At 33.5% G+C, this 26378-nt stretch carries 25 protein-coding genes; 9 read left to right on the top strand and 16 right to left on the bottom strand.

The window, feature by feature from the left end; all coding sequences use genetic code 11:
- Positions 1-2 precede the first annotated feature (2 nt).
- Entirely contained in the window at positions 3-1124 is a 1122-nt protein-coding gene (locus tag OEA66_RS16340) for a T9SS type A sorting domain-containing protein (protein ID WP_267282381.1), read from the top strand.
- Positions 1125-1198: 74 nt separating this feature from the next.
- Here the strand turns inward: OEA66_RS16340 and clpP are convergent, their stop codons facing one another.
- The 3 genes from clpP to OEA66_RS16325 form a co-directional block, all read right to left on the bottom strand.
- Entirely contained in the window at positions 1199-1885 is a 687-nt protein-coding gene (gene clpP, locus OEA66_RS16335) for an ATP-dependent Clp endopeptidase proteolytic subunit ClpP (RefSeq protein WP_079466770.1), read from the bottom strand.
- A gap of 185 nt (positions 1886-2070) precedes the next feature.
- The gene (gene dnaG, locus OEA66_RS16330; RefSeq protein WP_267282446.1) at positions 2071-4056 is read right to left on the bottom strand and encodes a DNA primase; all 1986 of its coding nucleotides are present in this window, start codon (positions 4054-4056) and stop codon (positions 2071-2073) included.
- Positions 4057-4075: 19 nt separating this feature from the next.
- Positions 4076-4525: a hypothetical protein gene (locus OEA66_RS16325; RefSeq protein ID WP_267282380.1), complete on the bottom strand. Its 450-nt coding sequence runs from the start codon at positions 4523-4525 to the stop codon at positions 4076-4078.
- A gap of 135 nt (positions 4526-4660) precedes the next feature.
- On the opposite strand from OEA66_RS16325, the gene OEA66_RS16320 reads away from it, so the two are divergent.
- The 8 genes from OEA66_RS16320 (at position 4661) to OEA66_RS16285 (ending at position 12243) form a co-directional block, all read left to right on the top strand.
- Positions 4661-5572, top strand: a complete 912-nt coding sequence (locus tag OEA66_RS16320; RefSeq protein WP_267282379.1) for an alpha/beta hydrolase — start codon at positions 4661-4663, stop codon at positions 5570-5572.
- Between the two features lie 122 nt (positions 5573-5694).
- Entirely contained in the window at positions 5695-6102 is a 408-nt protein-coding gene (gene tsaE / locus OEA66_RS16315; protein ID WP_267282378.1) for a tRNA (adenosine(37)-N6)-threonylcarbamoyltransferase complex ATPase subunit type 1 TsaE, read from the top strand.
- 69 nt (positions 6103-6171) lie between these two features.
- The gene (locus tag OEA66_RS16310) at positions 6172-7365 is read left to right on the top strand and encodes an alanine dehydrogenase (RefSeq protein ID WP_267282377.1); all 1194 of its coding nucleotides are present in this window, start codon (positions 6172-6174) and stop codon (positions 7363-7365) included.
- 1 nt (position 7366) lies between these two features.
- Positions 7367-7738, top strand: a complete 372-nt coding sequence (locus OEA66_RS16305) for a hypothetical protein (protein WP_267282376.1) — start codon at positions 7367-7369, stop codon at positions 7736-7738.
- A gap of 157 nt (positions 7739-7895) precedes the next feature.
- The gene (locus OEA66_RS16300) at positions 7896-8666 is read left to right on the top strand and encodes a histidine kinase (RefSeq protein WP_267282375.1); all 771 of its coding nucleotides are present in this window, start codon (positions 7896-7898) and stop codon (positions 8664-8666) included.
- Positions 8644-9354, top strand: coding sequence for a LytR/AlgR family response regulator transcription factor (locus OEA66_RS16295; protein ID WP_267282374.1), 711 nt, complete (start codon positions 8644-8646; stop codon positions 9352-9354). The genes OEA66_RS16300 and OEA66_RS16295 overlap by 23 nt, the downstream gene beginning before the upstream one ends.
- Positions 9355-9466: 112 nt before the next feature.
- Positions 9467-9856 carry a hypothetical protein gene (locus OEA66_RS16290; protein WP_267282373.1) on the top strand — a complete coding sequence of 130 codons (390 nt, stop codon included), beginning with the start codon at positions 9467-9469 and terminating at the stop codon, positions 9854-9856.
- Positions 9857-9960: 104 nt separating this feature from the next.
- Positions 9961-12243, top strand: a complete 2283-nt coding sequence (locus tag OEA66_RS16285) for a cation:proton antiporter (protein WP_267282372.1) — start codon at positions 9961-9963, stop codon at positions 12241-12243.
- A 92-nt stretch (positions 12244-12335) separates the two neighbouring features.
- On the opposite strand, the gene OEA66_RS16280 is transcribed toward OEA66_RS16285, so the two are convergent.
- The 13 genes from OEA66_RS16280 to OEA66_RS16220 form a co-directional block, all read right to left on the bottom strand.
- Positions 12336-13184 carry a lytic transglycosylase domain-containing protein gene (locus OEA66_RS16280; protein ID WP_267282371.1) on the bottom strand — a complete coding sequence of 283 codons (849 nt, stop codon included), beginning with the start codon at positions 13182-13184 and terminating at the stop codon, positions 12336-12338.
- 147 nt (positions 13185-13331) lie between these two features.
- Positions 13332-15830, bottom strand: coding sequence for an ATP-dependent Clp protease ATP-binding subunit (locus OEA66_RS16275; protein WP_267282370.1), 2499 nt, complete (start codon positions 15828-15830; stop codon positions 13332-13334).
- 178 nt (positions 15831-16008) lie between these two features.
- Positions 16009-16791, bottom strand: a complete 783-nt coding sequence (locus tag OEA66_RS16270; RefSeq protein ID WP_267282369.1) for a hypothetical protein — start codon at positions 16789-16791, stop codon at positions 16009-16011.
- Between the two features lie 55 nt (positions 16792-16846).
- A complete protein-coding gene (locus tag OEA66_RS16265) occupies positions 16847-17200 on the bottom strand; it encodes a hypothetical protein (RefSeq protein ID WP_267282368.1) in 354 nt (117 codons plus the stop codon).
- A gap of 10 nt (positions 17201-17210) precedes the next feature.
- On the bottom strand, positions 17211-19859 hold the full coding sequence (locus OEA66_RS16260) for an OmpA family protein (protein WP_267282367.1): 2649 nt from the start codon (positions 19857-19859) through the stop codon (positions 17211-17213).
- 11 nt (positions 19860-19870) lie between these two features.
- A complete protein-coding gene (locus tag OEA66_RS16255; RefSeq protein ID WP_267282366.1) occupies positions 19871-20362 on the bottom strand; it encodes a DUF4280 domain-containing protein in 492 nt (163 codons plus the stop codon).
- A 2-nt stretch (positions 20363-20364) separates the two neighbouring features.
- Positions 20365-21411, bottom strand: coding sequence for a hypothetical protein (locus OEA66_RS16250; protein WP_267282365.1), 1047 nt, complete (start codon positions 21409-21411; stop codon positions 20365-20367).
- A gap of 16 nt (positions 21412-21427) precedes the next feature.
- On the bottom strand, positions 21428-22468 hold the full coding sequence (locus tag OEA66_RS16245; protein ID WP_267282364.1) for a LysM peptidoglycan-binding domain-containing protein: 1041 nt from the start codon (positions 22466-22468) through the stop codon (positions 21428-21430).
- 9 nt (positions 22469-22477) lie between these two features.
- Complete coding sequence (locus OEA66_RS16240) at positions 22478-22756, bottom strand: hypothetical protein (protein WP_267282363.1); 279 nt, start codon at positions 22754-22756, stop codon at positions 22478-22480.
- Entirely contained in the window at positions 22753-23817 is a 1065-nt protein-coding gene (locus OEA66_RS16235) for a DUF2931 family protein (protein ID WP_267282362.1), read from the bottom strand. The genes OEA66_RS16240 and OEA66_RS16235 overlap by 4 nt, the downstream gene beginning before the upstream one ends.
- On the bottom strand, positions 23810-25231 hold the full coding sequence (locus tag OEA66_RS16230; protein WP_267282361.1) for a phospholipase effector Tle1 domain-containing protein: 1422 nt from the start codon (positions 25229-25231) through the stop codon (positions 23810-23812). The genes OEA66_RS16235 and OEA66_RS16230 overlap by 8 nt, the downstream gene beginning before the upstream one ends.
- 40 nt (positions 25232-25271) lie before the next feature.
- A complete protein-coding gene (locus OEA66_RS16225; protein WP_267282360.1) occupies positions 25272-25442 on the bottom strand; it encodes a hypothetical protein in 171 nt (56 codons plus the stop codon).
- A 2-nt stretch (positions 25443-25444) separates the two neighbouring features.
- On the bottom strand, positions 25445-26378 hold a 934-nt coding region (locus OEA66_RS16220; RefSeq protein WP_267282359.1), incomplete at its 5' end, for a phage baseplate assembly protein V.

Below are 26378 nucleotides of genomic sequence, written 5' to 3'. Positions count from 1 at the left end.
AAATGCAAAAAATATTAAGTCTTACATGTACTTTTATCGTTGCATTGTGCTTTGCGCAGTTAACAGCAAATGATGTAAAGTTTTTTGTAGGAACAGGCTCACAAACAGCCTATTTTGTTGCCGATTTTAAAGATGGAACAGATGACAGATCTTATGTTTGGGGAGTGAGATTCAATTCCGGACAAAATATTACAGGCCCGCAAATGTTACAAATGATTAAAAGTGCAGAACCTGCATTTGATTATAATCTGACTTTTAATAACGGTTTTCTTGATAAGATTTCTTTTAACAACCATACTGCACAGTCAGTTCCTGATTATTGGAGTTTATGGAGCGGAAGCGACACAAGTAATTGGTCTATGGGAGGATGGATGAATTCCGGAACAATTGCAAACGGAGAATGGTATGGTGCAAGTTATGGATTTAGCAATCCAACTGCTGAAGCTCCTGCAACACCGATTCCTGCATATAGTTCACTTTGGTATAATGCATCACAAATTACTAATTGGATCGGGACGGGTTCTAACAAAAGCTTAGTCGTTGTCGATTTTGGAACTAATAACTCTAACGGAAATGCCAATTCTTTTGTTTTTGGAATTCAATATAACGGAACAATTACCGCAGAACAGGCTTTACAATTAATTGATGCACAAACTAGTACATTTAGTTATACTTCAGCAGCGAATCAGGTTTCAACATTGTTATTAAATTCTTTTTCTGGAACAGCGAACGGAACAAACACTTGGAAGTTATACAAAGGAACCAATTTGTCAAACTGGAAAACCAATGCTAATCTTTCAGCGATTACTTTAAATAATAACGATTGGTTCGGATTAAGTTTTGGAACAAGAAGACCGTTTACTCCAACGGAGGCAAATGTTACTTTAAGTGTTTCAAATTCGGTAAAGGAAAGTTTTAAGATTTATCCAAATCCGGCAAGTGATTTTGTGGTTATTGAAACTCAGGACAACATTAAAGATATTAACATCTACTCTGTTTCCGGACAAAAACTAATGAATACGCTAAACAAAAAGATTAATATTCAAAACTTACAATCGGGAGTTTATTTTGTTGAAATTAAAACAGATAAATCAACAACGGTTCATAAGATTATCAAAAAATAATTGATTCTGAAACACAAAAAATCCCCGCTCACTTTTATCAGTGAACGGGGATTTTTATTTTAATTCAAGAAAAATTATTTCTTCTCTTTTGATCTCTGTAAAACTTCGTCTACCATTCCAAACTCTTTTGCTTCGGTAGAAGTCATCCAGTAATCTCTGTCTGAAGCTTTCTCTACCCACTCGTAAGTTTGCCCGGAATGTTCTGAAATAATGTCATATAACTCTTTTTTAAGCTTCAACATTTCTCTCAAATTGATTTCCATATCCGAAGCTACCCCTTGAGCTCCACCAGAAGGTTGGTGAATCATCACTCTTGAGTGTTTCAAAGCAGAACGTTTTCCTTTTTCACCTGCAACCAATAAAACAGCTCCCATTGAAGCGGCAATACCGGTACAGATTGTTGCAACATCCGGCTTTATAATCTGCATTGTGTCATAAATTCCTAAACCAGCATAAACGCTTCCACCAGGAGAATTGATGTAGATTTGAATATCTTTTGAAGGATCTGCGCTTTCTAAGAATAACAACTGAGCCGTTACAATGTTTGCAACCTGATCGTCAATTCCTGTTCCTAGAAAAATAATTCTGTCCATCATCAAACGAGAGAAAACGTCCATTTGAGCAACATTTAATCTTCTTTCCTCCATAATGTAAGGTGTAAGATTGGTAGGATTAAACATTCCCATATACTGATCGGTTACCAAACCGTTATTTCCCAAGTGTTTCGTAGAGAAATCTCTGAATTCTTTTTTAATGTCCATATTTCTATCGGTATTATTTTAAAATTTATTTAAACTGTAAATTACAACTTTTATTCCTAAAATTTTATAGGACTTTTTGTCAGTTTAGGTTGCTGGATTTAGTTTTAAGCTTTCAGATTTTTTTATAACAAAATGAAGAGCTATTTTTTCAAATTATCAGCCGACAATTAAAGATAATCAACTAACTATCGCTTTCTGTCAACATAAATTCCTTTGATGGGCGAATATTCAATAATATCATTCAGTCTCATTGAAGCCTGTTTTAACAAAGTAATTTTTTTAATCAGCTCAAAATATTTTACCTCATCGGTACTGCTGTATTTTTCGAGTTCAGCAATCGTTTCTTTCATTAAATAATCGATATATCGGTATTTGTGAAGTAAAACATCACCTTTAATTTGTTCGGCAACTTTATCACCATAATTTGGCGGATGAATATTTCTTGAGCTCCAATTTTCAAGCTCATCCAAAGGAATCAATGCATCAACAACTTTAGTGGTGATTTCTTCATCCATAAAACTGACAAAAAAACTTCCGCTTCGAAGCTCATCATTCTGAATTCCTTCTTTTACCTGATTAATGATAATTTCGTTTCCTTTTACCAGAAATTTATACTGTTCTTCGTCAAAATGATGCAAAATTTCTTCAATAACTGTAATTTGATATTCAGTATTATTATCGTCTGTTCTTTTTAAAACAATATCGCCAAACATCAACATATGATCAACCAATTTGTTTTCCATGAATAAAACATCATACAAATAAGGATCACTTTTTTCCTCATCAAAAGGAACGATCTCCATTTTTACAGGAGCAGCAGTTTCTTTTTGCTGTTGAGCGTGTTGATTATGATTTTGAGTAACCTGTCTCTGAACATCCAGTTCATTAAACAAACTCTGCTCAGAAAGACCAAATTTATTTGAAACTTCCTTTAAATAAACTTCTTGTTTTAAAGCATTCTGAACAAAACCAACTGATTTTACAATATCACGGATTGCTTCAGCTTTTTTTATTGGATCATTTCCGACTTCTTTTAAAAGAATTTCCGCTTTAAAATCAATAAAATCCATCGCCTGATTTTCGATGAATTTTTCAACATATTCCTGAGGATGTTTTCTGGCGAAAGAATCGGGGTCATCACCATCAGGAAAAAGAAGAACTCTAATGTTCATTCCTTCCGTCAAAAGCATATCAATACTTCTGAAACTCGCTTTAATTCCTGCATTATCACCATCAAAAAGAATCGTTACATTTTCTGTGAGCCTTTTGATGAGTTTAATTTGCTCGGTCGTTAAAGAAGTTCCGGAACTTGCCACAACATTTTCAATTCCAGACATATGAAGTGAAATCACATCCATATAACCTTCCACTAAAAGACAAATGTTTTTTCTCGAAATTGCCTGTTTGCTTTGGTTTAAACCATAAAGAACATTTGATTTATGATAAATTTCTGTTTCGGGAGAATTGAGATATTTGGCAGTTTTAATATTGTTTTTAAGAATTCTGGCTCCAAAACCCAAAACCCTGCCGGAAAAACTGTGAATCGGGAACATCACTCTTTCACGGAAACGGTCGATTCCATTCGGAGCGTTTTCCGGGAAAATTGCCAAACCGGATTTTTCTAAAATCTCTTTTGAATATCCTTTTTCAATCGCATATTCTGTAAATGAATTTTTCTTTTCAGGGGAAAAACCAAGCTGGAATTTTTTGATAATCTCATCTTTCAGTTCACGCTCTCTGAAATACGAAAGTCCGATTGCTCTTCCCTCATCATTTTCCCAAAGAATATTTTGGAAATAATCATTGGCAACTTCATGTATTTTATAAAGTATATCTCTTTCAGATTGGGCATTTTTAGCTTCCTCAGAAAATTCACGCTGATCTTCTTCAATTTCGATGGCGTATTTTTTGGCAGCGTGACGTAGCGCTTCAGGATAGGTAAAGTTTTCGATTTCCATTAAAAAAGAAATCGCAGTTCCCCCTTTTCCTGTTGAGAAATCTTTCCAAATCTGTTTACTTGGAGAAACTACAAAACTGGGCGACTTTTCTTCGTGAAACGGACTCAAACCTTTAAAATTTGACCCCGCTCTCTTCAACTGCACATATTCGCCAACAATCTCTTCTACCCGGATTGTTGAAAATATTTTATCTATTGACTGCTTGGAAATCATATTGGCAAAAATACGAATTTCAGTATTGGTTTGGGCTAATTTTGTAGTACTCCAATATTTTCTTTTTTGAAAAATCACCAAGCTTTACGGCTAAACCTTTGTTTCTATATTTCCAAAATTCCAATCTATCATCTGCAAACAAAGTATCTTTTTCATTAATAAATGCAAAAGAATAATTACCATCATCAAAATCTAACACCTGATTTGTAGTAATAATTTTATTTTTAATATTTGACAATTCTTCTTTTAAAATTTTACTTTTAATTGGAACTTTTGTCATTTCTTCATCTTTTTCAAAAAATATATATAGAGAAGAAGACCAGGTATGATTTTTATTCGAATTCAAACCATTGTAATAATGCAAAGCAACATCATGACTACGGCATGAAAAGAAAATGGTGCATAACATTAATATTGATAGAAATTTTATTGGTGACCATTTTTTAAAACTAATATATCTTTTTTTCATATCACAATTATATCTATAAATTTCCTCCCAGTTTTAAAGGATCTCAACTTCTAAAAAATATTTAGATTCATTCAGAATGACAAATTAACCCCAATTTACCTTAAATTTGAAAACAATTAAATAAAAATTTCAGCAATGAAAAAAAATCTTTTGCTTAGCTTATTACTTTCATCATTTGCTATATTTCACGGTCAGGAAATAGTTCCACTTTGGGCAGAGCAAATTCCAAATCAGAAAATCACTGAGGAAAAAGAAACTTCAACTGAAAAAACTATTTTGTGGATTGAAAATGTTCAAAAACCTACGTTAGAAGTCTATTTACCTTCTAAAAAAATCGCAATTGGCAAAGCAGTAGTTATTTGTCCGGGAGGTGGTTATCGAGGTTTAGCGTACGATGGTGAAGGTACTGATATTGCTAAATGGTTTAATTCTAAAGGTATTGCAGCATTTGTACTAAAATATAGACTTCCGGTATCAAAATCATTAATTATTGCGAACGAAGCGCCATTGCAAGATGCCAAACGAGCCATAAGAATTGTAAGAATTAACGCTAAAAAATGGAATATCGATGAAAACCAAATTGGAATTATGGGTTTTTCAGCGGGAGGTCATCTTGCTTCCACATTGGGAACTCATTTTGACAGTGAAGACAAATTGCCAAAATCAGAAATTGAATCAATCAGTGCAAGACCAGACTTTATGATTTTAGTATATCCTGTGATTACTATGAATTCAGCATTTGGACATCAAGGCTCGAAGGAAAACTTATTAGGACTACATCCAAGTCAAGATCTTGTTAATTATTATTCCAACGAACTGCATGTTAACAGTAAAACTCCGCCCACATTTTTAGTTCATTCTTCAGATGATCAAACAGTGCCTGTGAGAAACAGTATTGTCTTTTATGAAGCTTTGCAGAAAGAAAAAGTAGGAGTCGAAATGCATATTTTTCCAAAGGGAGGTCACGGTTTTGGTTTGGCCATTGGGAAAGGGCATCTTGAAAACTGGACAAATAATCTGTATCAGTGGATTCTGAGTTTAAAGTAAATCAATAATATTTCACTTTCACCGATTTTTTTAAAGGTTAAAATGTTCGCCATTTTATAATCTCAAATTAAAAGTTCATATTTTGGAAATTAAAAATTTAGTACAATTAATTATCTTTGCTCATGCAATTTAATATAGAAAAGATAGAAGACTGGCAAAAAGTCGTTGATTCACTTTTACCCGAACTGAAACACAATATTCTTTTATTAAAAGGAAATTTGGGTGCAGGTAAAACTACTTTCACTCAGTTTCTGCTTAAAAACTTAGGCAGTGAAGATGAAGTAAACTCTCCTACTTATTCGATTGTAAATGAATACAATTCACCTAAAGGAAAGATTTTTCACTTCGATTTATACCGTTTAAAAAATATTGATGAAGTATATGATATTGGTATTGAAGAATATCTCGACAATTCATTTTTATGCATTATAGAATGGCCTGAAGTGTATGAAGATGAGCTTTACGGAATAGACTATCACTCGATGACCATTAATAATACTGGAGAAAGCAGAGAGATTACATTCGATTAAATAACATATCTTTGCTTAAAGAAATCGATTGTACAAAATAATTTTCTGTAAGTTATAATTGAATAAATAATGAGTACTACAAATATTTTTACTCCTTTTTCCGAGGAAGAATTAATGCCGAAGGAGGAAAAGTTGGAAGTTATTAAAAAAGGGAAACAATTCAGTATAGGAATCCCAAAAGAAACCTGTCTCAATGAAAGAAGAACATGTATAACTCCTGATGCAGTACAGGTTTTGGTAGAGCACGGTCATGAAATCATCATCGAATCCGGTGCAGGACAAGGCTCATTTTTCACAGATTTGCAGTATTCGGAATCGGGAGCGAGAATTACTCAGGATGCTAAAGAGGCATTTTCCCAAGATTTGGTTCTAAAAATAAATCCGCCTACAGAAGAAGAAATTGATTATTTTAAACCAAATACCTATTTAGTTTCTGCGCTTCAGATCAATTTAAGAGACAAAGATTATTTCTTAAAACTAGCCGAGAAAAAAATCAACGCTATTGCGTTTGAATTTATCGCTGATGAATACAAACAACTGGCTTTGGTAAGGTTAATCGGAGAAATTGCAGGAACTGTTTCAATTTTATACGCTTCAGAATTATTAGCCTTATCAAACGGATTAATGCTTGGCGGAATTACCGGAGTAAGACCTGCAGAAGTTGTCGTTCTAGGAGCCGGAATCGTCGGTGAATTTGCCACAAAAGCAGCAATCGGTTTAGGAGCAAGCGTAAAAGTTTTTGATAATTCACTTTCAAAACTGAGAAGACTTCATACTTTGGTTGACAGCCGAGTTCCAACATCTATTATCGATCCTAAAGAATTAAGCAAGAGTTTAAGAAGAGCCGATGTTGTTATCGGAGCCTTACCAAGACTCAATTCGCAGCCGATTGTAACCGAAGATATGGTGATGAAAATGAAAAAAGGCAGCGTAATTATCGATATCGTGATCGACAACGGAAAAGCCATCGAAACTTCCGAACTGACAACAATGGAAGATCCTTACATCATCAAACACGGCGTTATTCATTGCGGATTACCGAATCTTACCTCGAAAATGCCAAGAACAACCACAAAAGCAATTTCCAATTTCTTCCTTTCCTATATTTTAAATTATGATGAAGAAGGCGGTTTTGAAAATATGCTGATTAGAAAAAACGAAATGAAGCAAAGTCTGTATATGTACAAAGGCAGACATACCAAAAAAGTTATCTGCGACCGTTTCGGACTTACTTATCACGATATCAATCTTTTAATTTTCTAAAGTGAAAAAACTTAAATTCTTTTTAATAGGACTTCTTCCCGGATTTCTGATTGTATTTTTTGTTCTTAATAGAAAAGGCGTAAGCTGCAGCGGATATTTACCAAACAGCCGTGTTATCGCCGAAACATTATCAAAAGATTTTCAATATTCTGATCAATTTAAAAATGAAATGACTGGTTTAAAAGTTGATGAAAAATTTTTAAAAGATAGCATCATTACTTTAGGAAAAATAGATTTCGAGCGCAGTCATGCTCAGAAAAAACCTTGTCCGGATTATGTGATTACCTATCCTGAGAAAAATCCGATGTATGAAATTACATATGAAAAGTGTGAAGAAAAGGCGATTTTAAATTCTTTGAAAAAGCTGAAATAAAATCATTACGAATTTAAATTGTTTAATGCCACAAATGCACAAATAAAATTTAATGAAAATTCGTGAATTCGTGGCACATATATTAGTAAAATGTTTTAAATTCATAGTTTTAACTATATTTGAAACAATAAATTTCATCTCAATATTCCCCTAAAAAATGGAAGGCAATCTCTATTTGATTCAAGATTATCTGATTTTCATTGGAGTTTTTGCTATTTTCTTTTTTTTAACGGTCGGAATTTATCTTTTCAGCCAAAATCAACGGTTAAAAAATAAAAACATCAGACTTTCTGAAGCTAATAAACTGATTGAAAAAAAATTGAATGAAGTTCAGCTCGAACATATCGGAACCAAGCTCAATCCGCATTTATTTAAAAATATTCTCAATTCTGTACAGTCACATGCGTATCAAACGTATATGTCGCTTGACAAACTAGCGAATGTTCTGGACTATATCCTGTATGAAAGCAACAACAAGTTTGTAAGTCCTAAAGAAGAATTAAATTTCGCTTTAAGTCTTATTGAAATTAATAAAATCAAGATTAACCCGCTTTTTGATTTCAGAATTAAATCTAAAATTGATAAGTCTGATTCTGTTTTTGAAGAGAAAATTTTTGCACCGCTAATTTCTGTTGATTTAATTGAAAATGCTTTTAAACACACCGATTTTTTAGCGCAAGATTCATTTATTTCCATTCAAATGGAGCTTGACGGCGGAATATTTACAATGAGAGTAAGCAATAAAGCTTCTCTGAAAAATGTTTTACACAAAGAAAACAGCGGTTTTGGAAGTCAGTCTTTAGACCAAAGATTGAAAATGATTTATAACGATTTTTACACGCTTCATAAAAACTCAAAAAACGGTATCTTCACCGCAGAATTAACAATCAATTTAGGCGAATTCTATGATAAAATGCGTTATTCTTGATGATGAATTATTGGCGATAAGCTACCTGAAACTTCTGTGCGAGCAAATTGAAAACGTGGAAGTTGTAAAAGCATTTAATGATCCCAAAATATTTCTCAGCGAAATTGAAAACATAGACTGTAATCTCTGCGTTTTAGACATTGAAATGCCTGGAATGACCGGGTTACAGGTTGCCGAACTGATTTCTGACTCAAAAAAAATTATCTTTACAACCGCCTACAAAGAATATGCAGCCGAAGCTTTTGATCTGAATGTTGTGGACTATGTACGAAAACCAATCAAAAAAGAAAGATTGATTCAGGCATTTGAAAAAGCGGCAGATCTTTTAAATAACAGTCAGAAAAAAGAATTCATCGAGTGGAATACCAACATCGGTAAGTCTACGATTTTCACAGAACAAATTGCCTATATTAAAACTTCTGAAATCGACAGTCGAGACAAAGACATTATTCTGAAAGACGGAACAATACTCGTACTGAAAAATCTTAATTTTAAATCCCTTCTGGAAATGCTTCCTTCAAAAGATTTTGCACAGGTTAATAAGAAAGAAATTATCGCCTTGTCTTCTGTGAAAGTTTTATCTACCAATGAAATTATCACCACAATTTCTACAGAATCAGATCAGTTTTTAAAAATTCATATCGGTGAAACATACAAAAATTCATTAATGGAAATGTTTGGAAAATAAACTTTTTTCAAATGTTTTAGCTTTCATTGCAGAATTCATCCGTTTTATTACATCAACTCTAAGAAAAACTTTTAGTAAACTTATTTTTGCCCCTTGATTAAATTGGTTTATCATGAAAAAAGTTCTTTACGGATGCGGAATTTTTATTTCCGCTTTTTATTTTTCTCAGGAAAAAGACTCTAAAATAAAAGTTTCATTTTTTGATGGAATTGCCGTTGCAGGTTATGTTGACCACGGTGCATTTCTAAATTTCACAGGTCCGAATGTAAACTTCAACCACAAAAGCACCAAAATAATAATTGGAATGCTACCCTCTTTAAGAATAAAAGAAGATCAGTCTTCCGGAACAAAAAACAGCATAATAATGCCAACTTTGGGAGTTGGTTTTGCAGTGGCTTATAAAAAGGCAGTGTTACAGATTCCCTTCTATTACAATACCAAAACTTCTACTGATAATGGGAGCTGGAAAATGGGTATCGGATTGGGATATCGCTTCAGATAAGTTTCATTACATTATTCTGTGTATTGATTACATTTAAGTTAAATCAACTTTTAGCATCCGTTTATTCTTTAGAAATTTACACTTTAATAAAATGATTAATGATTATGAAGAAATATAGAAATATTATTTTTTATGTAGCAACGATTATCTTTTTCTCGTGCATAATGTACTGGTTTTTTGTGGAAGGAAAAACGCTCGAAATTGGGGAAAACATTCCACCGAGCAAAGCAACGGGAGCTACAATGTGGGAAAACTTCACAGATTCCTTTCTATCAAATCTTCATCATCCATTAGCACTTTTACTCGCACAGATTGTTACGATTATAATGGTAGCCAAACTGTTTGGGTGGATTTGTGTTAAATTAAAACAACCTTCCGTAATTGGCGAAATGATTGCCGGTATTGTTTTGGGACCTTCTCTTTTCGGATTGTATTTTCCTGAACTTTCAGCATTTATTTTCCCAAAGGAATCATTAGGAAACCTGCAGTTTTTGAGCCAAATCGGTTTGATTCTCTTCATGTATATCGTCGGAATGGAACTTGATCTGAGTGTTTTAAGAAAAAAAGCTCACGATGCAGTGGTTATCAGTCACGCAAGTATTATCATTCCATTTGCATTGGGAGTTGGGCTCTCATATTTCATTTATAAAGAATTTGCACCGGACGGAATTCAGTTCAGCTCCTTTGCTTTATTTATAGCAATAGCGATGAGTATTACAGCATTTCCGGTTTTAGCAAGAATTGTTCAGGAACGAAATCTTCATAAAACCAAGATAGGAACTGTTGTAATTACCTGTGCTGCAGCCGATGACATTACAGCGTGGTGTATTTTGGCGGCCGTAATCGCAGTGGTAAAAGCCGGATCTTTTTCGGGGTCGATTTTCGTAATTATCATGGCGATAGTGTATGTTTTTATTATGATAAAAGCAGTAAGACCGTTCTTACACAGAATTGCAGAATCTCAAAAAGGAAAAGGTTTCATCAGCAAAGCTTTGGTGGCCGTATTTTTCTTAATTTTAATTATCTCTTCTTACGCAACAGAAGTTATCGGAATTCATGCCTTATTCGGAGCATTTATGGCAGGAGCAATTATGCCTGAAAACGTAAAATTCAGAAATCTGTTTATCGAAAAAATAGAAGATGTGGCATTGGTTTTATTGCTTCCGTTATTTTTTGTTTTTACTGGTTTAAGAACACAAATCGGATTATTGAATGATCCGCATCTTTGGAAAATCGGAGGTTTTATTATTCTAACTGCCGTTGTCGGAAAATTTGTAGGAAGTGCTTTAACAGCAAAATTCCTCAAACTCAGCTGGAAAGACAGTCTCACAATCGGCGCATTGATGAACACGAGAGGTTTAACCGAATTGATTGTTTTAAATATCGGGTATGACTTAGGGGTTTTAGGACCCGAACTGTTTGCAATGTTGGTGATTATGGCATTATTCACCACGTTTATGACCGGGCCTTGTCTTGACGTTATCAATTATTTCTTTAAAGGAAAAAAATCTTCATTGGAAGAGGATGATTCAGATGAAAACGATGCAAAATACAGAGTTCTTTTATCTTTTGAAACTCCGGAATCCGGAAGTACATTATTAAAACTTGCCGATAATCTTACCCATAAAATGAACGGAAACAAAAGTGTAACCGCAATGAATATTGCTCCGGTTGATGAACTGCACGCTTTTGATATCGATAATTTTGAAAAAGAGCAGTTTAAAAATGTTATTGAAACTTCTGAAGAGCTAAATCTTGAGGTCACCACTCTATTTAAGGCTTCAACTGATCTTGAAAATGATTTAACGAATATTTCAAACAAAGGAAATTACGATCTTCTTCTGATTATGCTTGGAAAGTCGATGTATGAAGGTAGTTTGCTGGGAAGACTTCTAGGTTTCACTACAAAAATTATTAATCCTGAAAAATTACTGAATACGGTAAAAGGAAAAAGCAATATTTTCAACAATTCACCATTCGACGATTCTACGCTGCAGATTTTGGATAATACCAATATTCCGGTGGGAGTTCTGGTTGAAAAAGATTTTAATTCTGCAGACAGAGTTTTCATTCCTATGTTTAATTTAAGTGATTTTTATTTACTTGAATATGCGAAAAGGCTGATTAATAATAACAATTCACAAATTATCATTCTGGATGTCGCAGGACAGATCAGAAATAATATCGAAGTGAAAGAATTGATCAGAAGTATCGAACAGGTTGCACCAAATCACATCACTTTATACAACGAGAAAAAGATTGAAAAGGAATTTCTTAACACTCAGGATTTAATGTTAATCAGTAGGAAAAGCTGGAGAGGGCTAATCGACTCAAAAAGTCTTTGGTTATCTGATATTCCTTCAACGTTGATTATTTCAAATCCTTAAAGCACAAAATGACTTCATAAATTAATGATTTTGATATTTTACTAAGAAAGCCTGGAATTTCCAGGCTTTTTAATTATTATTTTTCACAATCTTTATTTCGAACGTATTGACTTAGAAAGAATTGAATTTTTTCTCATTAAAAAATCAGGCATTACATCTGTGGGAAGAAAGAGTTTGCTTTCTCCATCTGCTTCTAAGTTGCTTACAATTTCAGGATTCCAGCTTAATAAATCGTTCATGTTAATTTTTAATTCTTCGGCAATTACATCTAGTTTAAAACCTGCATTAATTTCAGTTTCAGACAATGCAATTCCCGGAATATGATTTTCTCTTGCTTTCAAAAGCGACATCGTTCTTGAATCGCTGTAATTAGCCAAAACCGATGACAACTCACCTGTTGCATAACATGCGTTGAGATACTTTTTAACGTGATTAATGGTTTCTGCAGGCAAATATTTTGAGAAAACGTGATATTGCGTTGAATTGGCGGCCTGCATTGCTTTGGCAATATTTCCTTCGCCACAATTGTAAGCCGCAACAACCGTCACCCAATTGTTGTATTTTTTATACAGATTTTTTAATGAAACTGCAGCCGTTTTCGTGCTTCTGTACAAATCATTTCGGCGATCTTCTGTTAATCCATATTGATTGGCATGAGCAGTCATGAATTGCCAAACTCCCACTGCTCCAGCGCTTGAAGTAATATTTCTATTAAAATGAGATTCAATTAAAGCTAAATTTCTCAAATGCTTCGGTAAACCTCTTTCAACCATAGAATATTCGATGAAAGTAACGATTTCTCTGTTGGCTTCAATAATATTCTTATATTTCCTCACACTGCTTTCGGAAGTATCGGATGCGGAAAGAAACTGCGCACTCACAAATTGAGAGCAGCTTAAAAATGCTGTAGCTAATATGATGCTTTTAAGATTGGATTTCATTTTAATATGTTTCTCAGTGTATTTTCATTTAGATATTTCAAATTTTTATCCTGAAAAATCACAATCAAATTATATTTATATTCTCGCAGATTTTTCAGATTAAAATAATCGGCTCAATCTGCGAGAGAATTTATTTAGACTCTTCAATTAATCTACTTTCCAGCTGATTTTTTCTTCTTCAGTATTCCAATCGACTGAAAGATTCTGTCCGGATTTCACTTCTTCTCTTACAATCATCTTAGAAATTGGTCTTGCCAATTGAGATCTGATTACTCCTGAAATCTGTCTCGCTCCGTATTTACTGCTAAATCCGTTTAAAGCTAAATTTTTCACAGCTTCATCACTAATTTTCAAACTCATTCCTAATCTTGTCAAAGAATTATGAAGTGATTTCAACTGAATATTAAAAATTCTTTCCGCAATAGATTCAGTAATCGGCGCAAAAGGAATAATTTCTGTAATTCTCGCCAAAAACTCCGGCCTGAATTTACCTGAATTTGACATAATCTGCATTAATGAATTTGATTCAGGAACTTTTCCTTCTTCAAACTGTTTTACAATTTCTTCGCTTCCGATGTTTGAAGTAAATAAAATCAAAGCATTGCTGAAATCACCTTCTTTTCCTAGTTTATCATGAACTTTTCCTTCGTCCATAATCTGCAAAAACACGTCAAAAACAGAATGATGTGCTTTTTCGATTTCATCAAATAAAACAACCGTGTAAGGTTGCTGTCTTATTTTATTGACCAACATTCCACCTTCTTCGTAGCCAACGTAACCAGGAGGCGCACCGTATAACAGTGCTGCAGAATGCTCTTCTTTAAATTCTGACATATCGAAACGAACCATCGCTTTTTCATCATTGAAAAGCAATTCTGCCATAGATTTTGCCAACTCTGTTTTACCAGTTCCAGTCGGTCCTAAAAGGAAGAATGAACCGATTGGCTGTCCCGGTTTATTCAATCCGCTTCGGTTTTCTACAATCGCATCCGAAAGAATTTTTAAAGCATGATCTTGTCCTACTACTCTATTCATTAATAGACCTTCCATATTCAGAAGTTTCTCTTTTTCCTGAGCCTGAATTTTACCGATTGGAATATTGGTTTTTGCCGCCATTACCGCCGCTAATTCCAAGCGATCTACTTTTTCTCTTTTTACAGCTGCATGTTGTAAAAGTTCAGCATAAGTATCTTCAATAATTTTTTGGATAGATTCAACCGGCATTGAGTTATCAATTTGTGGCTGTTCATTTAAAGAACCCCACAGAATCGGGCTGATTTTATCTCGTAATAAATTATAATTCCAGATTAATTCATCAGCTTTATCTTTATCATCAAAATATTCTTCTTTTAAAATATTTTCATAGATTTCTTTCCAACTTTCCAATTCTTTTTCTGACAATTCATCCAGCATTTTTATTGCTGCCATTGTTCGGTCTAATAAATCAATCGCTGCATCAGGAAGTTTTTTACCTTTTGCATAGCGTTTTGCTAAACGTACACATTCAGGAATTGCTGTTTTTTCAACTTCAATTCCGTGGTGTTTTTTATAACCATCGAGCAAAACATCAATCATTTTAACGCAGGTTTTTTCATCCGGCTCATTGACCGTTAAAACTTCAAAACGTCTGTTAAACGCCTGTTCCGGTTCGATAATTTTTCTATATTCTTCCTGAGTTGTTGCTCCGATTACGGTAATTTCTCCACGAGCTAATTCAGGTTTCAATAAATTAGCAACATTTCCGATGCTGCCTTTTGGGTCTAAAAGCGTGTGAATTTCATCAATAAAGAGAACTGCTTTTTCAATCTTTTTGCATTCATTGATTACTTTTTTCAGACGGTCTTCAATTTCACCTTTATAAGAAGTTCCAGCTAATAATGCTCCGGTATCAAGTTCCAGTAAAGTTGCGTTTTTAAGCATTTCGGGAACATTTCCTTTGATTATTTCTGTGGCAAAACCTTCGACTAAAGCAGTTTTACCCACTCCCGGTTCACCGATAATAATTACATTCGGCTTGCTTCTTCTACAAAGAATTTCAACCAACATTCTCAGTTCTTTATCTCTTCCGATAATGTTTTCCAAATCGCCGTTTCTCGCTTGTGCAGTTCGATCTATACAATATGCTTTAATGGAAGGAAAAGATGAATCTGAAAAATCTGATGAACTTCCACCAAAAAGCGATGAAATTTCACCATTTTGTGTTGCTGCGAAAGGTGTATCTTTTCTGTATAAATTGAAAATTTCGTGTTCTCTTAACGGAAGTGATTTTAGCTGCTGCAAAGTAAAAGCAACCTGCGGTTTTACAATCGCTGTCAAAATACAAACCGGAGTAATCTCATCCAAACCTAATTTTAAACGGATATCATCGGCTTCTTCTAAAATCTGATCTACAAATTCGCCTTCTCCAACTTCGGCAGGAAGATGTGTGGTTTTAGGATAATCTTCAATTCGGACATCTGCCCATTCGTAAAAATATCCCGGATCTTTATCTATAGATTTTAGAAATTCATTCAGACCAATATCTTTGTGCATTAAAGCCTGTAGAATGTGCGGTCCGCTGTAGGTTGCGTTATAATTTTCTCTTGCAATTGACTGTGCAATATGAAATAATTGTTTTACAGTCTCGTTGGTAACAAGTACTCCCATTTATATTTTAATATTTTGATTTTTGGTATAACTAAAATAAGTCTTTTTTATCAATCATTAAAATTAAAAATTGGTTATTTTCAATTGCCTGGGAATATTTTGGGGAATTTTTAGACCATAAAAAAATAAGAGAAATAAAAAACCAGAATATAGTTTGATATTTCTCTTAATTTAAATTTTATCTGATAATCTTGTATTTATCTTTTGGCTTATGAATAAATAACGGTAGAGAAAACTCCTCTTTCGTTTCTTTATTGGTATAATGTATAATTGGCTTTTTTTCTGAATCTAATAAAGTACAAATTTTACCATCTCCAAAAAATTTCACATCAGTTACTTCCGGGAAATTATCCAGTACGTATTTTCCACCAAACAGTTCTCCAAAAAGATTTGACAGTTCTAATTTATTATCTACAACTCCGAGGTACATTGAGGTATCAATTTCATCAAATCTATCCTTCATTTCATCGTGAAGTTTATCAATATCCCTATCTTTAAATAAACCATGAATGAATCTGAAATATTTTTCAACCTCATATTTATTCAATGTATGGGTATTAAATTGTTCCGAATTTTTCCAACCGCTAATTAAATAATTCACCTCAGCTTTAAAATCATGAGTCAAACTTACAACAGGTAAATTGTTTTCTGAAAAATCTAATTTTTCATACTTGAACGCTTCAACTGTATTGTCATAATTATCTGTTGAAGCATCATAACTAAAGACTTTTATTGTAATAAAACCGTCATTTCTCAAAGATTCTTCACCTTGCAAGGGCAACACGTTTATTTTAATATTCTGCAACCCATTTTCTAATATAAAATGATTGATGGGAATATGAGACGAAACCGCACCTCCAACGTGATGGCTGAAAGCGGGCATATCATTAATGAGAATATCAAAATTACATATAGACGAATTGAAGTCTACCAAGTAATAAGGTTCGTTGAATTGAGCCATTTGTTATTTTTTTCTGAAAATATTTGATTTGATATTGATACTTGAAAATATAGTGTTACCTAAGTTTCACAAATTTATTTTCCATTCCTTCAAAAGAGATTGTTAGAGTATCATTTTTAACGGTGTATTTGCCTTCTGTTTTTTCTTTCGTTTCTTTTTCAACAGTTACAATTTTATCACCATTAACCTCATAAGTAGATTCTACAGTGTTTTGCATTTTTCCTTCTCCTACATATTGCATGAATTTTCCGTCTTTTGTAAACTCTACTACAATTTTTTCGATCGGGCTTCCTGTTTTTGAATCTTTAAGAGAACTCTCCCATTTACCGATTAATTTTTCATCTCCCTGTTTTTGAGAATTACAGCTAAACGCTAAAAAACATCCTAAAATAACTAACAATTGTTTCATTTTTATTTTTTTATTGTCCAATATATTGTTTTTCAAACTTGATTTCATCGGGCATCACGAGTCTCGATTCGCCTTCATAACTCAAGGTTCTTTTAAAAATCCCTAATTTCACCGTTCCGATGGCAACAAAAGTTGCCTTTACACCTGCAAACTCTGCGATTGGAGCAGCATAAATTCCTTTTTTATCTGCACCAACTTTTATTCCACCAGTCACAGAAGTGCTTACATCAGCTTTAACTTCACCTTCGAAAGCCAGATAACCAATTCCTCCTTTTGCCCAAGCTTTAAACTCGGCAACAACCTGAATTTTTCCGGTTGCTTTTACTTCTCCGGAAGTTTCTTTCGGGTAAGAAGTGTTAATCGTTACTTTCCCATCAAGATATATACCACCACTTATACTAATAAGGAAATGCATTCCTGCCTCTTTCCCCAATTTATCTAAAATCCATGAAATCACACTTCCCGCTCCCGGACAAACAGCATCTCCACCAAATTTGATAAATATTTTCCAGAGATCAATTTCAATTTTAGCTTCTACCAAAGGTTTAGCAGAAACTCCTATTGATACCATTGTTGTAAGATCAATCGCAGTTTTAGGGGCTCTTTCTAAATACCACTGTGCTGCGAATGCAATTTTGGGAGATTCTATTGTAAATTTAGCTCTGCCTTTTGAAAGTGGTGAGTTTGAAACCCTTTCCGTCATGCTTTTCATTTTATTAAAAATCCCAAGCGTTTTTCGGATCTTACCATCCCATTTGTGCCCGAGTTCCATGGTTTGAGGAGCACTTGATCTTCCCTGTGTGATTCTATTCCACTCTGCTTTTAATGAAAGAGCAAATGACTGATCCATTTCGCCATAGTTTTTAGACCATCCACGATCGGCTTCAGCGCCGATTACTTTGTCTCGTCCTTCTTTAATATCATAAGGATGAAGTTTATTTCCAAAAGTATGCGCAAAAGGTTGATCGTGATTCCATTTAAATTCGACAGTCCATTTTATATCCGGGAAAACTTTCACCTGAACAACCGCATTGTTTTTATTTGAAAACCATCTGCAGGAATTCACAAAAACACTGTAAACTGTAGCAGAACTTCCCATTTCCAATACATTGAAAGAGGGCCAAATATAATTCAGAGGTGCAATATTTCCCCAAGCTAATTGAGAATTTACAGGAAAAGCCAATGAACTCGCACCAATTTCATGAGGTTGTTTGTACTCAATAGACTTTACAACAATTTTCTTTTCATGTTTATCTTTATCTCTGAAACAGGCTTTATTTACATGCTGTAAAACATCAACTGTAAGATTTATATCTGAGCTTGGTGCTAAAGTTTCATAAATAATCGTTTGAGCATCATGAGCATGAAACGTAAAAGAAATATCTACTCTTCTGTTGTTTTCGTAGTCTTTTTCGTTCTTGTATTTTATATTATCTCTACCCATTTTATCATCGGTAGGATCTACTTCTCCTTTTCCGAGAGAAATGATTCTGGACAGATCCAACCCTCCGGATCCAAAGAATTTTTTCACAACATCTGCTCTCCTTTGTGAAAGACCTTTATTGTAATTTTCTTTTCCGATAACACATGCGTAACCGCTTAAATTTATGGTAGAACCTTTATGCTCTAAAAGAAACTTCAAAATATTATTTAAAACTTCCAGTCCGTCTTTATCAATTTCGGTAGAATCAAATTTGTAATAAATGGTTCTGTGAATTCTTTCATCGGGAGCTTTAATTCGTTTTATTCCTTTTCCATTATCAAAAACTGTAACTGTAGAATTGCTTGCTTTTCCGTCTTTCACGACGTTTTCTGTAAATTTAATCACCTCAAATTTACAAGGTTCAATTCTTGCAGAATTTACATCGGGTTTATAAACTTTTGTAGGAGTTTGATTTTGGCTAACATTTGTATTTGTTGTGGCAACTTTATTCTTAACATTAAGGTAAATTGCATGCAAATCATCACCAAGATTATCTTTAATATATTTTCCTGAAGCCTGATCTTTAACCTTGATATAAAATTCCTCAAGATTCTGAATATTATCTACATGAGCCATCCAGGCGTAAGTATTCTGTATTTTCAGATTAACTTCACCATCAATAACCTGCACATCAGTATATACACAAATCTGCTTATCTGCTTTTGCATACTGCTGATTCCACAGTTCTATAATTAATTTATTTCCGTTAAGACCCTCAGTTTGTAAATTGAGATGTACAATATGACCGTAAGATATATGTTGTGCTTTCTTATTGTTTTTAATACTTGGACTGTCTTTTTGATAAGACCATTTGCTGGTGATAATTTTCGGTTCGCACCAACCTTTAACATATAAACCTACATTATTTTTAAAATCTCGCTGCCCGGAAAAACTTGCTTCAACATAAAAATTATAACTACCGCAAAACTTTTTCTGCATATAGAATTTATATCCTGTAGTTGAAGGTGACTGAAAAAGAATAATTTTACGATCATTGGTTTGTCTCATCCAAATCACAGGCTTTTTTTTATCTTCAGCAGTGGTATTGGGCAACCATTCTTCTACCTGAAAATACACATCCTGCTCTGCCATAATCGTAACTCGCTGACCGGGAACAGACATTTTCGGATAATATTTACCCTGTGTAACTTTTATTTTTTTTACGCCTTTTGCCATCTGATTATTCTTTAAATTACACCTTCCTGCACTCCCGTCATTGAAGATTGCTCTTTATACATAGACTCCGAATCTATCAACGGATTAATTTGCTGCTGCACATCCTGATCAGCATTTTTGAAATTTTGCTGGCTTGCTTCAGCTCTTTGGCCGTGATCTATAATTTCTATGCACGGAGTTCCGGCAATCGCACAAACAGCTTTGCTGTCTTCCAAAATAATGTAACCTCCGTTGCTAAGCTGTACTTTATCGTAAAAATTCTGCCATTCAGTAACCATAATTTTACATGGCGGAGGCGGACTTCCCATTTTTAAGCAACTTCCGAATGTATTTTTCTCAAATGTTGCAGCGCCAATTTCTTTAGTGGTAACAATCAATTTTTTTGCTGCACTTTTATCATTTGCATACTCTTTTTGGTGAGTAAGCACTTTTAGATTATCCGGAGCCTGCCCAAATTGGCATTTGCACATAGCTCCCTGTACTACGATGTGTTTTTCTGCCATAACTAAAATTCTTTATTTGAAATTATAATTCTCGATAAATATTCATTACCGAATTCTAAACGGACGAATGAAGTATTCATTTTAAAAGTTACAACCGTCAAAGCTTTTGAGGTATTTTCATCTACTCCCACTGTTGTCTGATACAATTGAGCTTTATATCTCGCAAATTTATCTTTACATTCTGAAGGCGAACTGTCATTAAAAACCAAACCGTAAGGCAATCCCGAAACGGCATCTTCACCATAATATTGAATAGCGTAATATTCTTCTCCGCTCGTCATATTTGCATAAATCATATTAAAATTTTCAAAATCCCAATTAGAATATTTTCCGTTTTTGCAGGTTTCACAATCCATTTCACTAGGATCTGTTTTTAAAAGCCTGGTAATCTGATCTGCATTGGTCGGAAGACTGATAAATTGTTTTTTTGAAAAAAGATTCTGAAGATATTTTGATGCAATCTTTTTTTGCGACTTTTTAGCTTCAAAGCCAGCAATTTCATTGGCTGTTTGAGCTTCTGTAGTAACCTCAATTTCCGGGTCTGAACTTACCGAAGCTGATTCATTTGATTTTTTTTTGTTTTTTGAGTTTAAAAGAAATTCTTTGACTTCTTTCTCTAGCTTCCCTGTCGATTTTGTGAGTTTTACATCAACTTCTTTCTTTGACCAATTGTCAGGATTGATTTCTTCCAGGAAAACAGTGACTTTTGTGCTTTTTGCTGAAAGTTTTTTCATAGAAACATTCCAGATCGCTTTTTGGATAAACTGTTTAGGTTTCGCACCTTTTTTTAAAGCTAAATCCAAATAAGGATTTTTCTCATTTGAGTCAAATTTCAAATCATACAGATCAACCGTGGTTGAAAATTCATTATCTCCTGCAGCAGCGGCTTTTGGTTCGTCTTTCGTAAAATCATTGGCAAAATCGAAAATGGTGTTTTGCAATGTTTCAATATCTTTTGGAACCGTAAATTCTGTTTTCTGCCCAAAATTCAGAGCAAAAACCAGAATAAAAAGCATTAAGAAAAGTTTATCAAATACTATTTTTTTCATTGGTTTGGTTTTAAATTTAATCGGTAAGAATTGTTACAACTACCGATACTTTTTTTCTGCTTTCAAGATTAATGTCACATTCTAAATACAGTGATTCTGAAAGTTGGGTTTCACCATTCAGATAATATTTAAGCCTGAAATTTCCGTCATCATTCATTACCGGATTATCTTCTATAATCAAAGAAAATGGCGCTCCATTGCTAAAATCATATCGGCTTCTTTCATCATATAATTTTCCGGTTCCTGCAATATTTATTAAATCATCTTCATCTTTTAAAGGATCAATTTCAACTTCAATTTTATAGCTTGGTTCAATTGCATTATTGACTACTGGAAAAGTTTCAGTCATTTCAGTCTGATAATCCTGATTAAATTTCTTATAAATTCCAAAAAACAAAGTGCGGATGAAATAATCGTTTTTAATGAAAATAAAAAGAGAATTAGGTTGTTCTAAAACCTTCTCAATTTTTTGACAATATTCATCTACAATATCCCCTTCAAACTCTTTATAAATCTCATCTTTAATATTTTTCCATCTTTCTTTAAATAGATCAGTACTTTCAACATTATTAAATTTGCCTTGCTGATCGACACTTATCTGCATTGGAAATAAAACTTTTGATGTTTTATATGCCAATAAATCTGCAATTTCGTTTACTTGTTCTTCATTTATAAAAAGATCTGAAATTCTGTCAATTTCAAAAAAATGAAATCCGTTTTCACTTTTTATCCATCGAACGGAACTGTCATATCTAAGTTCATTTTTTTGTCCGTTCTTTTCAATCGTAATCATCGTGCTGTATTTCAGAGACGAATTTTCCGGTTGAAACAGCAATCTGTTTCCATGACCAAATTTTACAAGTTTATTCTTATCTGAAACTGCTGTTCTTGGCAGAAAAAGTTCTTTTTGTTTGTTAAGCTGTATTAAGACTTGATCTTCTATCTTACAATGATTGTTGTGAAAAAGCTTCAATGACGACTCGGAAATACCATAAAGATTCGCAATACTTTTCAGCGTTTCACCAGATTGAATGATATGTTTATTAAACTTCTGCATAATATTTACTTACATTCCTCCTATATAAATGAAAGCAAAAAGTACAGGAACGATTAAAAATAGATTGATTACAGCCATTTTATTATTTTTCGAATAAAAAAATCTACCAGTTTCAAAAATCATAAAAATCCCCCAAATTATAAGTATCCCAAAAGCAATCATCATTGGCAAATCTATGCCCATTCCGCTATTACCACTCGTTTCATTTAGTTTTTTATTTACGAGAATAAAAATTGGAACAAGAGCAATAGCAAGCCTAATTATGATATGAACTGCTAAATTTTTCATTTACTAAATATTTTAAAGGTGAAGTCACTTATTTCATGCTCTTTGTCATTCTGTTTTAATAAAATCTTAATTCCATTATTTTCCGGATTTACGTTAATGAATAAATCCGCAGGAATATTCTGATCTATTAAATTGAAAACTTTATACGTTTGCTCAGTTGTAAAATCTGGTGGAAACTTCGAACCAGTTTCTCCTTTGTAATTGGCTCTGTAATATTTTTCATCTTTAGAAAATACAATTCTGGCTTCATATTTTTTATCTCCATCACTCCATTTAAACCAAATATTATAAGGAATTGCAGTATCATTATATGCTTCATTATTGGCAAAAGTGGTCTGTTTTTCCATATTAATTTCTCCAATCTGCATCCAATTTATTTTTTTGGAAAGATTGATTTTGAGCTTGTATTTTTTTCTATACAAATCCAATCTATCGTAAGGTAAAGAATTAGAAGCTATTTGCTTTTTAAGGTCTTCACTATAATTTTTGAACCATCCTTCATAAATTTCCTGCTGACTTCTGTCATCGTCTATAACATCACTGAATTTATCATAATGTTTTTCTAAAGCCTGAAAACGTCCTATTTCTTTCTGATTTTCATTACCTTTAATCCAAAGTACAGTAACACCGTTTAAAGCAATACCAACAGCAAAATAATTATATTTTTGCTCTTTTAAACCATTAAACGGATTTACTGTTTTTTCCTGCAGAAGTTTTTCAATATCATCTTTAGGTAATTCAAATTCTCCTTCAAAGAATTTATTTTCTATGTATGAATAATATCCAATTTTTAATAGTTGAGGAACTTCTTTCGTCTCATCGCCCACAACAAAATCACCTCCGCTTCCCCACATCCCTCCAAGCTGAACACCCATCCCGTTTATAGGAATCATTTCATTATTTCCAGAGTAAAAAACCTGTTGATAGGTATCGATATCAAAGTTTTCAGGAGTTCCTATTCCTGCATCGTACTTGTATTTATTCATAGTAGATTTTTGAGCAAACTGCATGGTTGCAATACCCATTAAAAATAGAATTAATATACTTTTTAAATTAACCATAAATTGGTTTTCTTATTCTGTTTGGTCTTGGACCGTGCCCCATCTTTTCTGTTGCAGACCAATGAATATATTGATTGATTAATTTTTTTTCGTTTTCAAAATCCAGATAAGTTTTATATGAAATTTGTTTTCTTTTACTAAATTCTGCCTTTTTTACAGCAGAAACATATTGTTCTAATTTTGACTTTACATAATGCAAGATGTGAGAGCCATTTCCTGCTTTTTCCGGAATTTTAAATTTTTCAGTAACTCCATTTACACTAAAATTGCTGCCTTTTTCCGTTGATAAACTGCACATAAAATGAAGCGGAATGTAGCTGTATCTTTTATCGATGAATCTTTCGCCCTGTAAACCAATATAATTCACATATTTATTGGAATGTGGAGCAATAGTAATTTGTTTATCCAAATACCATCCTTCATCAATATACACTTGTCTTTTCTGATTAGCCAAAGTATTATACTGATTATTGTCGTTAATAACTCTTGCCGGAGAAACAGATGATCTATGGTACTGTTTAAATGTCTCACTCTCGTAGCAACCTCCAATATCTGCATGAGCTCCAGGAAGAACTACTTCCAAACCTCTATTTGTAGTACTTTCAATGGTGGTAATATTAAAGTTTGATCTCCATTCATGACCTGCAGCAATTTGAACTATATTCATCACTTTAGGTCCACTTATAGCACTTAATCCTAATTCTTTTCTATCATTTACAGAGGTATTATCATTTTCAAAATTTCCTCCATAAGACGAAACTGTATCATAAAGACCTACAAAATGTACTTTAAGACCAGAAATAATAATCCCATCATTATTACATAAATATCCCAAATAACCTCTTGCGGGAAGTTTTTTGGCATTCACAGAATGTCCGTCAAGATCCATGTAACCATACTCCGTTAAAGTGGCATCATACGATGACTTTGTAATCTCATTCACGAAAGCTCTTGCAGCAGCAGCGCCACGACTAAAACCATACACATCGACCGTTATATTTACTGTGGTACCGGGAGTAAGCTTTTCTCTCAGTTTTTTACATCCTTTTCTTATCTTTTCTCGAATACCTGTTTCTCCCATTCCCATTGTATAACCTACAACCGTATCCGTATCACCATTTAAAGTACCAATTCCCTCAATATAAATAAAAGGCGCCGATGTATAAAAATGATACATTCTCGCTACATTAGAATAGTCATTTAAATAACTGTCTTTATCAAAACCCCAAGGATCTTCTTTCACAGCTTTAGCATCATACTTTTCTCCTTTCTTTTTCTTTTCTTTCTCTTTTCTGATATAGGTATTTCGTTCATTATTCAAAGTACCATCGAAAAAAAAACCTAATCTGATTTCAATAGCGTCGTCTTTTTCATCTTCAGAGGGAGAATAGCTTCCAAAAGTTATATTTGCCATTGGTTTTTCATTTCTGGATTAATATTGAATTTGATGAAAATTACTTATTTCCATGAGACATTATTTTTTTATTGCTTGCCAAAATAAGATTGCCTTTTTTAGCTTCTGCATTTATTTTTTGTGCAATTTTCTCAGCTTTCTTACCTACATTTAAATGATAGGTATCATTTACTTTAATGATTATATTTTTTGCTGTTTTTCGGATAGCCATGATTAGAAAAGTTTAGATTTTTCTGCACTGTTGAATTCAACGATTTTTCCGCTTTGCATTGTCATATTTTCCAATTCGCTGAACATTGAGATTTCTCCCGCAATTTCATTGGAAGTTTCAGACTGACGGAAAAACTCTTTCTCTACCATTTCCGTTCTCATATCTGAAGATTCACGAATATCTCCCGCTGCAGTTTGTACAATATCTGTTCCTGCTGTAGAAATAATATTGTCATTTGCCGAACTCGTAATACTTGCTCCAGCTCCAATTGAAATTTCTTTTCCTGCAGTGATATTGATATTTTCACCTGCATTTAAAGTGAAATTTTTTGGTGCATTCATTGAAATATTCCCTTTTCCATCCATGAAATACGTATTTCCGCTTGGATCGATAATATTTACACTTCCTTCTTCGTCATTCATTAAAATTCTGATACCACTTCTGGTTTGAATTGATTTTAAATGATTGTTGATTCCTCCCCCCAAACCAATTCCACCATGAAACATTCCACCCATCACAAAAGGTCGGTCAGGATGATTGTGCACAAAATTCACCATTACCTGATCTCCAACTTCCGGAATCGCAACATAACCTCGGTTTTGCGTAATCTGATCGGTTCCTCCTGCATCAGGGCTCATCATTCTGATAAAATGGGTGGTATCACTGGTTTGCCAATCAAACTTTACCTGAACCCTTCCCTGTCCTTCCGGATCTGCGTTGGAAATAACGGTAGCAATCTGTGGTTGAGCGATTGGAACGGTGAATTCCGGTTTTGGTAAAAATCCTGTATCGGAGGCTATTCCGTTAAAACTTCCTGTGTAATGACCAATCGTATCGATTTCATGTGTTGTTTCTGTCACCATGATTCTTGTGAAATACGAAGTTTCATTGGTGTCAACTTTTCGCATTTCAATGTCTACTGAACATCCCGGATGT

The sequence above is a fragment of the Chryseobacterium luquanense genome (genome assembly GCF_026460945.1).
GTDB lineage: Bacteria > Bacteroidota > Bacteroidia > Flavobacteriales > Weeksellaceae > Chryseobacterium > Chryseobacterium luquanense.
The sequence above is the reverse complement of the archived record's forward strand: the minus strand, read 5'-3'. Positions and strand labels throughout refer to the sequence as shown.

Coding starts and splice junctions, on each gene's coding strand:
- OEA66_RS16340 (WP_267282381.1), top strand. CDS start 3: ATGCAAAAAATATTAAGTCTTACATGTACTTTTATCGTTGCATTGTGC.
- clpP (WP_079466770.1), bottom strand. CDS start 1,885: ATGGACATTAAAAAAGAATTCAGAGATTTCTCTACGAAACACTTGGGA.
- dnaG (WP_267282446.1), bottom strand. CDS start 4,056: ATGATTTCCAAGCAGTCAATAGATAAAATATTTTCAACAATCCGGGTA.
- OEA66_RS16325 (WP_267282380.1), bottom strand. CDS start 4,525: ATGAAAAAAAGATATATTAGTTTTAAAAAATGGTCACCAATAAAATTT.
- OEA66_RS16320 (WP_267282379.1), top strand. CDS start 4,661: ATGAAAAAAAATCTTTTGCTTAGCTTATTACTTTCATCATTTGCTATA.
- tsaE (WP_267282378.1), top strand. CDS start 5,695: ATGCAATTTAATATAGAAAAGATAGAAGACTGGCAAAAAGTCGTTGAT.
- OEA66_RS16310 (WP_267282377.1), top strand. CDS start 6,172: ATGAGTACTACAAATATTTTTACTCCTTTTTCCGAGGAAGAATTAATG.
- OEA66_RS16300 (WP_267282375.1), top strand. CDS start 7,896: ATGGAAGGCAATCTCTATTTGATTCAAGATTATCTGATTTTCATTGGA.
- OEA66_RS16295 (WP_267282374.1), top strand. CDS start 8,644: ATGATAAAATGCGTTATTCTTGATGATGAATTATTGGCGATAAGCTAC.
- OEA66_RS16290 (WP_267282373.1), top strand. CDS start 9,467: ATGAAAAAAGTTCTTTACGGATGCGGAATTTTTATTTCCGCTTTTTAT.
- OEA66_RS16285 (WP_267282372.1), top strand. CDS start 9,961: ATGAAGAAATATAGAAATATTATTTTTTATGTAGCAACGATTATCTTT.
- OEA66_RS16280 (WP_267282371.1), bottom strand. CDS start 13,184: ATGAAATCCAATCTTAAAAGCATCATATTAGCTACAGCATTTTTAAGC.
- OEA66_RS16275 (WP_267282370.1), bottom strand. CDS start 15,830: ATGGGAGTACTTGTTACCAACGAGACTGTAAAACAATTATTTCATATT.
- OEA66_RS16270 (WP_267282369.1), bottom strand. CDS start 16,791: ATGGCTCAATTCAACGAACCTTATTACTTGGTAGACTTCAATTCGTCT.
- OEA66_RS16265 (WP_267282368.1), bottom strand. CDS start 17,200: ATGAAACAATTGTTAGTTATTTTAGGATGTTTTTTAGCGTTTAGCTGT.
- OEA66_RS16260 (WP_267282367.1), bottom strand. CDS start 19,859: ATGGCAAAAGGCGTAAAAAAAATAAAAGTTACACAGGGTAAATATTAT.
- OEA66_RS16255 (WP_267282366.1), bottom strand. CDS start 20,362: ATGGCAGAAAAACACATCGTAGTACAGGGAGCTATGTGCAAATGCCAA.
- OEA66_RS16250 (WP_267282365.1), bottom strand. CDS start 21,411: ATGAAAAAAATAGTATTTGATAAACTTTTCTTAATGCTTTTTATTCTG.
- OEA66_RS16245 (WP_267282364.1), bottom strand. CDS start 22,468: ATGCAGAAGTTTAATAAACATATCATTCAATCTGGTGAAACGCTGAAA.
- OEA66_RS16240 (WP_267282363.1), bottom strand. CDS start 22,756: ATGAAAAATTTAGCAGTTCATATCATAATTAGGCTTGCTATTGCTCTT.
- OEA66_RS16235 (WP_267282362.1), bottom strand. CDS start 23,817: ATGGTTAATTTAAAAAGTATATTAATTCTATTTTTAATGGGTATTGCA.
- OEA66_RS16230 (WP_267282361.1), bottom strand. CDS start 25,231: ATGGCAAATATAACTTTTGGAAGCTATTCTCCCTCTGAAGATGAAAAA.
- OEA66_RS16225 (WP_267282360.1), bottom strand. CDS start 25,442: ATGGCTATCCGAAAAACAGCAAAAAATATAATCATTAAAGTAAATGAT.